We start from the raw sequence: 11,351 nt of genomic DNA on the forward strand, positions 1-11,351 counted from the left end.
TCAAATGTTTGAACGCATAATCCGCTTTTCCATCGAGCATCGATGGTTGGTGATACTCGGTGTTATTGCCATGGTGGGTATTGGTATCTTCAGCTACCAAAAGCTGCCAATTGATGCCGTACCCGATATTACCAATGTCCAGGTTCAGATTAATACCTCAGCACCAGGGTATTCGCCGCTGGAAGTTGAACAACGTGTGACTTTTCCGATCGAAACAGTGATGGCCGGCTTGCCAAGTCTGGAGCAGACGCGCTCATTGTCGCGTTATGGCTTGTCGCAGATTACCGTCATCTTTAAAGATGGAACGGATATTTACTTCGCCAGGCAACTGGTCAACCAACGATTGCAGGAAGCGAAAGAACGCTTGCCTGAAGGCGTATCTCCGGTACTCGGTCCAATTTCAACGGGTTTGGGCGAAATTTATCTCTGGACAGTTGAGAGTGAGCCGAACGCAAAGAAGGCCGATGGCCAGCCTTACACGCCGACGGATTTGCGTGAAATCCAGGACTGGATCATCAAGCCGCAATTGCGCAACGTGACTGGGGTTACGGAAATCAACTCCATAGGTGGCTTTGCAAAGGAATATCACGTTACACCGAACCCGACAAAGCTGTCATCGTATGGCCTGACGTTTCAGGCCATCGTCACTGCGCTGGACGCGAACAACAACAATGTCGGTGCCGGTTATATTGAAAAACGTGGTGAACAGTTTCTGATCCGCGCTCCTGGCCAGGTAAAGTCGCTGGAGGATATGAGAAATATTATTCTCAATACCGTTCAAGGGGTACCGATTCGCATTCGTGATGTGGCCGAAGTCGAACTCGGGCGTGAACTGCGTACCGGTGCGGCGACCGATAACGGCCGCGAGGTTGTGTTGGGTACTGTCTTCATGCTGATTGGACAAAACAGTCGGATCGTCTCGCAAGCGGTAGACAAAAAAATGGCGGAGATTAACCGCACTTTGCCCGCTGGTGTCAAAGCCGTCACTGTTTATGACAGGACCGTGCTGGTTGACAAGGCAATCAATACCGTTAAGAAAAATCTGATGGAAGGCGCGGTACTGGTCATCGTCGTACTGTTCCTATTCCTTGGTAACATACGAGCTGCTCTGATCACCGCGATGGTCATTCCGCTGGCCATGCTGTTTACGTTCACGGGGATGGTAACTTATAAGGTCAGCGCGAACCTGATGAGTCTCGGCGCCCTTGACTTCGGCATCATCGTCGACGGAGCCGTTGTCATTGTAGAAAACTGCGTACGCCGTCTGGCTCATGCGCAAGCGCATCATCAACGCACATTGACTCGCGCGGAACGTTTTCATGAGGTATTTGCTGCGGCAAAAGAGGCACGTCGCCCATTGTTGTTCGGTCAGCTCATCATCATGATCGTCTATATTCCTATCTTCGCCCTGACCGGTGTGGAAGGAAAAATGTTCCATCCAATGGCATTTACCGTTGTCGCGGCACTTGTCGGCGCGATGATTCTGTCGCTCACTTTCATCCCGGCCGCTATCGCACTGTTTATCGGCAAGAATGTTGCTGAAAAAGAAAATCGCGTAATGGAGTTCGCCAAGCGCTTATACACGCCTTTGCTGGCCAAGGCGTTACTCAATAAAGCTGTCGTGGTAACCTCTGCAGTCGTGCTTATCGTACTGTCGGGTGCTGTCGCAAGTCGGATGGGGAGCGAGTTCATTCCCAATCTGAACGAAGGCGATTTTGCGATTCAGTCGTTGCGCATCCCGGGGACTAGCCTGACCCAGTCGATCGAAATGCAGAAACAGCTCGAAGCTGGTCTGAAGGCCAAGTTTCCGGAAATTGAGCGGGTCTTCGCGCGTACAGGTACTGCGGAAATTGCTTCTGACCCGATGCCGCCGAATATTTCAGACGGCTATGTGATGCTTAAGCCTGAAAAAGACTGGCCGAGTCCGAAAAAAACCCGCGCGCAAGTACTAGCGGCCGTACAAGCGGAGGCAGCCACTTACGCTGGCAACAGTTATGAGTTCTCACAGCCCATTCAGTTGCGCTTCAATGAACTCATTTCTGGGGTGCGTAGCGATGTCGCCGTCAAGATATTTGGCGACGATATGGACGTCCTGAATGCGACAGCGGCGCAAATCGCTGGTGTACTTTCTCGCATCCCCGGCGCGGCGGAGGTCAAGACCGAACAGACTTCCGGCCTGCCGATGCTCACTGTCAATATCGATAGGGAGAAGACTGCTCGCTATGGCCTCAATGTCGGCGCGGTTCAAGAAGCGTTGGCGATTGCTACAGGCGGAAGAAATGCCGGCACCGTGTTTGAGGGTGACCGCCGTTTCGACATCATCGTGCGGCTTCCGGAAGATCTGAGAACTGACTTGGAGGCACTCAAGCGCCTGCCTATTCCTTTGGCACGTTCTTCGGGAACGAACGGTGCGGCCGGGGAAGTTAGTTTCATCCCTCTCTCCGAAGTAGCCACCCTCGATTTTGCACCAGGTCCTAATCAGATCAGCCGGGAGGATGGCAAGCGACGCATCGTGGTGAGCGCGAATGTGCGTGGGCGCGATATTGGTACCTTCGTTCCCGAAGCGGAAAAACTGATTCAGAAGGAAGTCAAAATACCACCTGGTTACTGGATGATCTGGGGCGGGACTTTTGAACAACTGCAGTCAGCAACCCAGCGACTGCAACTGGTCGTGCCACTCGCATTATTCCTCGTGTTTACCTTGCTATTCGTGATGTTCAATAACGCCAAGGACGGCTTGATTGTGTTCACAGGCATTCCGTTTGCGCTGACAGGCGGCATTCTGGCGCTTTGGCTGCGCGATATTCCGCTCTCGATTTCCGCTGCAGTCGGTTTTATCGCCTTGTCTGGTGTGGCCGTGCTGAACGGTTTAGTGATGATCTCCTTTATCCGGACACTTCGCGATGAGGGCATGTCCTTAGACCAGGCAATCACGACGGGTGCGCTGACTCGTTTGCGACCAGTCTTGATGACTGCATTAGTGGCATCGCTGGGATTTATTCCGATGGCGATTGCGACCGGCACAGGTGCGGAAGTACAACAGCCACTTGCGACAGTCGTTATTGGGGGAATTATTTCATCGACGCTGCTAACGCTACTGGTCCTTCCGCTGCTTTATCGCTTAGCACATGGCAAGGATGAGGATGCTGAATCCGGTACTGTCCAGGAAAAAGATCAACTTCCTGCTTGATCCTCATATTGATTAACGACAATTGATAACAAACCGCCCAAGCATGGCATCGCTTGGGCGGAAAAAGAGCGACATAGACGTGGTCAGAAATCACAATACCGCTATGGGCACAGTAGAAAAGTATGATTTCGATAATACTGCATGTAATTATTATTTATTTTATTAAAAATGAAAATTATTAATTAATATTTTTAGAATTTCTTCTTGGTTAGCGCGATCAGAAGGTTGGCAGTAATTGAATTTTTTCAAAAAATATTGCGATTTAATTGTGCATTGATATGATGTATAGGGAAAGAGTTGGTGTATCAATGAAAAATGAAAGAGAATTTATAAAATATATCGGCGAAAAATTGTTGATATTGGCACTCGTTTTATTGTTGATTTTTGTTGTTTTTGATTCTGTGTCCTATTGGTTGCCGGATTTAAATTGGTTAATCACAAAAATTTTATAGAAATAAAATATTTGACAATCAAATAAAAATAATTTTTTGGTAAAGATGGGGGGGGAGTCATGCGTATATTATTGCTGGGAAGTGATATCTCATTTGCCGATAAGGTATTTGATAGCGCCTTGAAAAATGGCTGGAGGATCAATCATGTGAAAGACCTTATCGCAGCAAGATTGGCCTTGCTTGAGACGAGTTACTCTATTGTCCTAATCGATAATGATCTATCTTCGAAATTCGGGTTGAACCTGCTTCGAAATATGCGTGCTCAATATGACGTGACACCAGTACTCATAACAGCCGAATCCTGTAAGGTGAGTGAGCGTATAACTTGGATTGATTCTGGTGCAGACGATTATTTGCTGAAACCATTTGAATTTGATGAGCTGTGGGCGCGCGTACGCGCAGTAACCCGAAGAAGTGAGGGCCGTATGGTGCCTTTAATAACTTGGGGCGATATTGAAATTGACGTCGTAAAGCGTAGTGTAACGCGTGCTGGTAAGCCAGTCCGGCTTAGCGATCACGAATACCGGATCCTGCTAACCCTTATGCAGGGGAAGGGACATGTTGTTGGACATGAGCATCTAGAAGCAATGATGTATGACGGAGCTGCTACGATTGAAAGCAATACGCTAGCCGTGCATATTTGTCAGGTCCGACGCAAACTGGGTGCGGGCATTATTACTACCGCCTATGGCCAAGGATATTTAATGGCTAATCCATGCTAAAAATTCCTTTGGAGTTGAATGCGTTCTAAATACAAAATATAAAAATTAAAAAGCTATATAAATTTTAACATACATCTCACATATTAATTGAGATCTGAAATGAATGATGCGATTAAAAATTCTCCGATAGTAGAAAATAAACCAATTGAAAGCGTGGGGGCGCGCAATCTTACAGAGATGCCTGATTTTCATCTGGAGGTCACTTGGACAGTTTTGGGTACATCCGTTCTGACATTCTTGCTGCTCATGGGATTCGTGTTATGGATGCGGCTGTCGAGTCGTAGAAAAAAGTTGGTAAAGAAAGAAATTCTTCTACCGACTCGACATCCACGAAAGCGAAAACGGCGACGCCATTAAAACCATTGTGCAGTCCAAAATTTTAATAAATTAAAAGAAGGTTATATTTTGATGCTTCGCTTTCAATCAATGAGCTGGATTGAAGTCGCTTCTCACATTATTGATACGTTGATCGCCTATGCTTTGGCATTGCCAATTGGGTGGGACAGAGAGTCGGCAACAAATGGTGGCGCAGGTTTGCGGACATTTCCTATAGTTGCAATGGCCAGCTGCGGTTTTATTTTAATTGGAATCGGTGCGCTCGGTGAAAATTCACCACAGTTAGCGCAGGTCCTATACGGTTTGATTGTGGGGATTGGATTTATTGGTACCGGTACTATCTTCAAGAGTAGTAGCGAGATGCGCGGAAATACCACGGCATCGACAGTGTGGGTGACTGGCGCAATTGGCGCTGCAGTGGGATTTGCTTTGTACGATATCGCCGTGGTATTGAGTTTTGTAACTTTTTTGACACTACGTCTCAGAAAATTAAATACATGAATGATCATGAATGCCCATCATTACGAATATTTCTTGTGAAGTTTTATGTATAGTTATTTGTTAAAATTAATGAAGTTAAAATTATTATCAATAGTAAGATATTTTAAAATATATTTCGGAGTAAACTATGTTGGAACACATCAAAGCAAGTTTGACCGATGCTAAACAGGCCCTCGATACATTTCTAACCGACGAATCTGGGCTGCAGCGGGTAGAGCGTGCAGCAAATGTCTTGCTGGCTGCCTTTAATGGTGAAGGAAGGATATTCACATGTGGTAACGGAGGGTCCATGTGCGACGCGATGCATTTTGCAGAAGAGTTTACTGGGCGTTTCCGTAATGATCGATCTGGTCTGCCAGCAACAGCGATCAGTGACCCAAGCCATATGTCGTGTGTTGCAAACGATTTCGGATATGACCAGGTATTTTCTCGCTATCTGGAGGCGCATGGGCGTGAAGGCGATGTGCTGTTAGCCATCAGTACGAGCGGAAAAAGTCCGTCGATCATTATGGCTGTTACCAGCGCCCGCAATCTCCGAATGAAGGTAATTGGATTGACGGGCAAGGCGGGTTCGGAATTTGAGCCACTATGCGATGTTTGTATTTGTGCACCAGCTGGCCAATATGCAGACCGCGTGCAAGAGATGCATATTAAGATTATTCACATACTGATCGAATTGGTAGAGCGTTCGCGCTTTCCTGAAAACTACTAGTACATTTATGTGAAAATCCGGCCTCACTGGAATGCAGAGAATTTTTACCTGATGAGATAAAACTTGTCCTTGGTTTATACTGTTTTTTTACTTCCCCATCGTTAGGGATGGTTCTTAAAGACACTGTTTCAATAGCTGCGCGAAAGATGCGGTATCGGAAAATGTTAAGTACGACCGATGTTCCACAGCGCAAGCTCCATAATTCCTTTGACATGAAAGAATTAATCCATGAATGCAACTAAACATCCCGTTGAAGGCGGACCAGAAGATAACCAGCCTGACAAGGCTGCGCAAGCCTACGACCATCCTGGGCAGGTGGCAGCCGATCACCGCCCCAAGGATGAACATGCTGGCCACGACCATGCGCATGGTGGTGCTTTGGGTGAAAATGCGGAACTCATTTTTGCCGGTGTATCGGGCATCTTGCTGCTGGCAGGATGGGGGATCGAAAAATTCTCGTTCGGCCCAAGCTGGTTGCCTACTGCATCATTTGTTGCAGCGTATTTTTTCGGCGGATTTTTTACCGCCAAGGAAGCGATCGAGAATATCCGTGCGCGTCGTTTCGAAATTGACACTCTGATGCTGGTCGCTGCCGTGGGTGCTGCGGCATTGGGAAAATGGGCGGAAGGGGCTCTATTACTGTTTTTGTTTAGCCTTGGGCATTCGCTGGAGCATTATGCAATGGGGCGTGCACGTCGTGCGATCGAGGCATTGGCCAAGCTTGCTCCCGAAACGGCCAACGTACGCAGGAATGGGACGATGATTGAGCTTCCAGTGTCACAACTGCAGCTTGGCGATATCGTGATTGTCCGACCGAACGAACGCCTTCCTGCTGACGGTGTGGTGACCCGGGGTACCAGCAGTGTGAACCAGGCGCCAGTAACCGGCGAAAGCGTTCCCGTCGACAAGCAACCCGCTTCTGATCCTGCAGAGGCGGTGAAGGCTTTTGACAAGGTCGCAGCTGTAAACCGCGTGTTCGCAGGCACCATCAATGGTAGTGGCGTCATCGAGGTCATGGTGGCTCGGCGTGCGGATCAGTCGACGATGGCGCGCGTAGTCAAGATGGTTGCCGATGCAGAAACGCAGCGCTCACCGACACAGAATTTTACCGAAAAGTTTGAGCGTATCTTCGTGCCGGCAGTTCTTGTTCTGGTAACCATTCTGCTGTTTGCCGGAGTTGTGGTGGATGAACCTTTCTCGGACAGCTTTTACCGCGCCATGGCTGTCCTGGTTGCCGCAAGCCCATGTGCGTTGGCCATCTCCGTACCAAGTGCTGTATTGAGCGGTGTTGCAAGGGCAGCGCGGGGTGGTGTTCTGGTAAAAGGAGGAGCGCCGCTGGAAAATCTAGGCACGCTTACTTCAATTGCTTTTGATAAAACCGGCACTCTCACTGAAGGCAAGCCTAAGCTGACTGATGCTGTTGCAGCTGACGGGGCGACCGAACAGGAACTGTTATCAGTAGCTATGGCAATTGAGGAGCATAGTGACCATCCGCTGGCGTCCGCCGTGGTGGTCGGTGCAAAGGAACGACTAGGGAACTCCGTGATACCAGTGCAGGCGTCCGATATCAAGAGCATTACGGGGCGCGGGGTACAGGCGATGGTCGGTGAAGAACTCGTGTACATTGCCAAGCCGGTCTTTTTTTCGGAAACAGATGGAAATGTCCTGCCGGTGGACGTGCTCAACGCTGATCTGAAACTAGTGGAAGCAGGGCGTACGACCATGATTGTTCTTAAAGGGAAACGCTTTCTGGGAGTACTGGGCGTCATGGATACGCCTCGTCCAGTGGCAGGAGAGGTCATGGCGGCGCTGCGTGGTTTGGGTATCGATCGCCTGATCATGATTTCAGGCGATAATCAGCAAGTTGCCAATGCGGTTGCCAAAAGCGTAGGCTTAACTGAGGCGCGTGGCGACCTGATGCCAGAGCAAAAGGTCGAAGCGATCAAGGAACTTCGTGATAAGCACGGCAAAGTCGCCATGGTTGGCGATGGCGTCAACGATGCACCAGCTATGGCAAATGCAACAGTTGGAATCGCCATGGGCGCTGCGGGTTCGGACGTAGCGCTAGAAACGGCAGATGTTGCACTGATGGCAGACGACCTTGCACAATTACCCTTCGCCGTAGGACTGTCCAGGAGCACCAGTCGTATCATCAAGCAAAACTTGTGGGTCAGTTTGGGCGTCGTCGCAGTATTGATACCAGCCACCATAATGGGTTTGAACATTGGGACCGCGGTCATATTCCATGAAGGATCGACGTTGCTGGTTGTCATCAATGCATTACGTTTGCTGGTTTATGGTGATATTAAATCTGCAAAAACCATCGCGTAAAAAGAAAGGGCGCGCACCAGAGCTGAACGGTAGCGCGCCGAAATTTATTTTCTTAAATCCTCCCTCTTTGGCGCTATGCAGAGCCAATAAAGAACAAGGATTAACGCCGCAGCGAACCAGATCGACCATAACGTATGGCTCAGAAAATGGGCCCCGCGTAATTGCTGTGATATACCCATGGTCAACCCCACCGCAAAACCTGCTACGCCCGCAGGAATAGCCTTTTTTGGCTCGGCCGGTAGCCAAAAAACACATAACGAAATCAGCCACCGCCTGAAGCGTGTCCGGCAGGAAAACTATTTCCGGCTATAACGAAATCCGGCATAAATTCCAGAAGACGGTAATAAGGCACGGTGCCGCCAAATTGATCAATATCCCAAGGGCAGTGCGACCGGCTACTCCTCTTCAATAGACTGATAGTCGCAGGAACCAGTATCGACGATAAAATGACTAGTCGGATGCGGCGGTCGAATTTGGGTTTCCAAAACTTTCCCGGATACTTCCAGCCGATCATGGTTAGAATAGCAAAGAAAATAGCCAGTAAATTCAGTGAATTTTTAAGATATTTGTGTAACAGGCGTTCGGTCACCCATGAATTTCGCAACGGAAAAACCTGCTGTTGGGCGTCAAAGCTCAGTCCTGCTAGCCACATGTCGATATTAGCGGCCTGCCCCATCCATAATAGCAAGCCGGCGCTAACAGCTAAGAGGAGCAATGCCTTGGAGTATGCCTTACTCTGCATTGGTGCATCCGTTTAAGATATCAAGCTCTGGCTTGTAAACTGAGGTGCTTACGCCGAGCAATCCCAGTATCGAATGGAATACATTATCATGCGAGTAAGGCAAGGCGCGTCGCGCGTCCAGACAAGAACGTTTGAGTCGCAGTCTGTCTTGAAAGCCATCTGACATCCATATAAGCATCGGTACGTGGCGCTGTTCTATGGGGGATATAACAAAAGGCGTTCCAAAAAAACAACTTAAATGATATGTAAGAGAATGAATCAGTGGATAATAGTTAATTCGATGGCGGATGCCTGTATTCGATCAACCTTTTCCCAGCATCGCATAGAAAAATATCCGCGAAGTATACATCGTATATTCTTATCTCGAATATTAGATAGGAGGGGCACGAATTTCTGGATATTGCAGAAAAAATGAATTGGCTGTGCAAAGCTATTGCTTCTGGAACTAGCAAGTAATGTATAAGTCTGGCACGTAGATGTATGCTGCAAGCTACGGTTCGCGTAGCGGTTTGGCAGGCTGTTTGGCAGGCTTTAGCTACGCGAGTAACAAGCTACACTGTCGGGCTACATGCCACGTGCAAGGAAATAACATGTGCCGGTTAAACAGTTATCAGCTAGTTAGCATAAAGAGGATTTGATCCCACATATACGCGAACACCATGCGTTTTCATTTCGGCTGGTGCAATGGAGGATAGATCAAAATCATCTGTAGGGCGAAGAGTATCGAATAGCCAGGTAAACTGTTTTCCATCAGAGGTGAATGTAACGACATCTCCCTGCCTGACATTTACATATTTTGTAGATGGCAAAATTGTGACGCTACGTGTTACTGCTTGGGTTTGGACCGTGCTGCCAAGGTTGGTTTTAGCCATGACTTTACTCTGAGACTGAGCAGTGGCAATTAGCGGGCTGAGGGATGCAATCACAAACGCGGTGATGATTTTGGTTTTGATTAAGTTCATTTGATCTCCTGCCTCATGGTTGTGGTGAAAGAATCTTCGAATTCGGTGAGTTCATTTTATAGAAGTGATCGCACACCGGAATGGCCGAATCATTACATTTGCATTACAACAGTAAGCGTCAGCTACCCAATCTTTACCGCCATCAACGAGTGCGTGCAAAACCTGGGGAGATGACCTGATGCAACATTCGGCGGCATTCTTTTCGGTTCGGCATGATTGCGGTAATCTGACGGGTATCGCAACGGCGAGGGAGATGGTCATGCGTTTGATTATAGAGGCACGCATCGTTGACGGAGACGACGATACCAGCCGAGCAGACAATGCGGTTCTGGCGGTGATCGAGCGTCCCGACCATAGTCTTTCACAGCTGGGTCTCACGCTTTCCGAGGGGAGATCTCTTTTGGCCGAGGTGCAGCGCGCATTGGTGATGCAGCAAGTGGATTCATGGCTTGCCGGACAAATGCATTGCAGGTTTTGCGCCGCAGCCTTGCAGCACAAGGAAAGCCGGGCGCGTGTCGTGCGCACCGTATATGGCAAGGTGACCGTGCCGAGCCCGAGACTGTGGTCATGCAATTGCCATGGCGCGCCAAAACGTACGTTCAGTCCCTTGAGCGAGGCGCTGCCCGAACACACGACACCCGAGTTGAACTACCTCCAGGTCAAATGGGCTGCCCATCTGCCGTTCAGAGCGGCGACCGATTTGCTCAAAGAACTTTTGCCGCTGGATCAGGGCATCTCTTTCAGTGGCACCAGGAATCGGATCCACGTTGTTGGCAAGCTGCTCGATGCCGAAATCGAACGTGATATCGCCAGGCAGGTCGTCACAGAGCCCAGTGACAGTGAATCCGAGCATGTCGGCGCAGTCAGCGTGGATTCGGCCTGGCTTCGTCACACCGACTCCATTCGGGGTCTGGGTCGGCATGTGAATCTCGTCGTCGGCCGCGCGACTTTTGTCGACGGCGAGCCGCGTGTCTACGCCTACGTCCACAAGGAAGTCGCATCGGCGGCTGCACGGCTGGATCAGTTTCTCAGTCGTTGCGGCGTGGCGCCCAATCAGCGCGTGACGGTGATTAGCGACGATGCCGGCGAATTCAGCAAAGCCGTCAAAGGAAGCCAGCTCGCGCGCGGCCGTATCCTGGACTGGTTTCATATCGCGATGAAGTTTCAGGCGGCACTGAACTCGATTTCCGGCGAAAAGACCATCGACTCGCTTGGACACGAGTCGATGGAGCGTGATATTCGCGGCGCCAAATGGTTGGTCTGGCATGGCAAGGGCAGTAAGGCGGTGGCCAGAATCAAGGCACTTGATGACAGGCTGCTGTGCAGGCCCCCTCTGTCAAAATAGTTGTCGCCTCCAACAATTGGAGTTCTAATCTGCCCTGGGGCGATGGATTTTACGATGA

9 protein-coding genes are annotated in these 11,351 nt (G+C 49.4%); 6 read left to right on the top strand and 3 right to left on the bottom strand.

Annotated features, from left to right (window positions below; all coding sequences use genetic code 11):
* The first annotated feature begins 4 nt into the window (after positions 1–4).
* The 5 genes from ACP7B7_RS28875 (at position 5) to ACP7B7_RS28895 (ending at position 8,244) form a co-directional block, all read left to right on the top strand.
* Entirely contained in the window at positions 5–3,190 is a 3,186-nt protein-coding gene (locus tag ACP7B7_RS28875; RefSeq protein ID WP_070289056.1) for a CusA/CzcA family heavy metal efflux RND transporter, read from the top strand.
* A gap of 511 nt (positions 3,191–3,701) precedes the next feature.
* Positions 3,702–4,364: a winged helix-turn-helix domain-containing protein gene (locus ACP7B7_RS28880; RefSeq protein WP_071650237.1), complete on the top strand. Its 663-nt coding sequence runs from the start codon at positions 3,702–3,704 to the stop codon at positions 4,362–4,364.
* 426 nt (positions 4,365–4,790) lie between these two features.
* Positions 4,791–5,201, top strand: coding sequence for an MgtC/SapB family protein (locus ACP7B7_RS28885; RefSeq protein WP_426078992.1), 411 nt, complete (start codon positions 4,791–4,793; stop codon positions 5,199–5,201).
* 127 nt (positions 5,202–5,328) lie between these two features.
* Positions 5,329–5,913, top strand: a complete 585-nt coding sequence (locus ACP7B7_RS28890) for an SIS domain-containing protein (protein WP_071650239.1) — start codon at positions 5,329–5,331, stop codon at positions 5,911–5,913.
* Positions 5,914–6,141: 228 nt separating this feature from the next.
* A complete protein-coding gene (locus tag ACP7B7_RS28895; protein ID WP_083287605.1) occupies positions 6,142–8,244 on the top strand; it encodes a heavy metal translocating P-type ATPase in 2,103 nt (700 codons plus the stop codon).
* 262 nt (positions 8,245–8,506) lie between these two features.
* Here the strand turns inward: ACP7B7_RS28895 and ACP7B7_RS28900 are convergent, their stop codons facing one another.
* The 3 genes from ACP7B7_RS28900 to ACP7B7_RS28910 form a co-directional block, all read right to left on the bottom strand.
* A complete protein-coding gene (locus tag ACP7B7_RS28900) occupies positions 8,507–8,986 on the bottom strand; it encodes a hypothetical protein (protein ID WP_083287606.1) in 480 nt (159 codons plus the stop codon).
* Positions 8,976–9,275: a sulfatase-like hydrolase/transferase gene (locus tag ACP7B7_RS28905; RefSeq protein ID WP_374198813.1), complete on the bottom strand. Its 300-nt coding sequence runs from the start codon at positions 9,273–9,275 to the stop codon at positions 8,976–8,978. Before ACP7B7_RS28905 ends, ACP7B7_RS28900 begins: the two co-directional genes overlap by 11 nt.
* 325 nt (positions 9,276–9,600) lie before the next feature.
* Positions 9,601–9,948 (bottom strand): CzcE family metal-binding protein, encoded by a 348-nt coding sequence (locus ACP7B7_RS28910; protein ID WP_071650240.1) that lies wholly within the window; start codon positions 9,946–9,948, stop codon positions 9,601–9,603.
* A gap of 178 nt (positions 9,949–10,126) precedes the next feature.
* On the opposite strand from ACP7B7_RS28910, the gene ACP7B7_RS28915 reads away from it, so the two are divergent.
* A complete protein-coding gene (locus ACP7B7_RS28915; protein WP_426078993.1) occupies positions 10,127–11,293 on the top strand; it encodes a hypothetical protein in 1,167 nt (388 codons plus the stop codon).
* Positions 11,294–11,351 lie beyond the last annotated feature (58 nt).

It is taken from the genome of Janthinobacterium sp. PSPC3-1 (assembly GCF_049896105.1).
Lineage (GTDB): Bacteria > Pseudomonadota > Gammaproteobacteria > Burkholderiales > Burkholderiaceae_D > Janthinobacterium.

Bases quoted from the DNA above. Each gene is read 5' to 3' on its own strand.
- ACP7B7_RS28890 (WP_071650239.1), top strand. From the start codon at position 5,329: ATGTTGGAACACATCAAAGCAAGTTTGACCGATGCTAAACAGGCCCTC.
- ACP7B7_RS28895 (WP_083287605.1), top strand. From the start codon at position 6,142: ATGAATGCAACTAAACATCCCGTTGAAGGCGGACCAGAAGATAACCAG.
- ACP7B7_RS28915 (WP_426078993.1), top strand. From the start codon at position 10,127: ATGCAACATTCGGCGGCATTCTTTTCGGTTCGGCATGATTGCGGTAAT.
- ACP7B7_RS28900 (WP_083287606.1), bottom strand. From the start codon at position 8,986: ATGCAGAGTAAGGCATACTCCAAGGCATTGCTCCTCTTAGCTGTTAGC.
- ACP7B7_RS28880 (WP_071650237.1), top strand. From the start codon at position 3,702: ATGCGTATATTATTGCTGGGAAGTGATATCTCATTTGCCGATAAGGTA.
- ACP7B7_RS28910 (WP_071650240.1), bottom strand. From the start codon at position 9,948: ATGAACTTAATCAAAACCAAAATCATCACCGCGTTTGTGATTGCATCC.
- ACP7B7_RS28885 (WP_426078992.1), top strand. From the start codon at position 4,791: ATGAGCTGGATTGAAGTCGCTTCTCACATTATTGATACGTTGATCGCC.
- ACP7B7_RS28875 (WP_070289056.1), top strand. From the start codon at position 5: ATGTTTGAACGCATAATCCGCTTTTCCATCGAGCATCGATGGTTGGTG.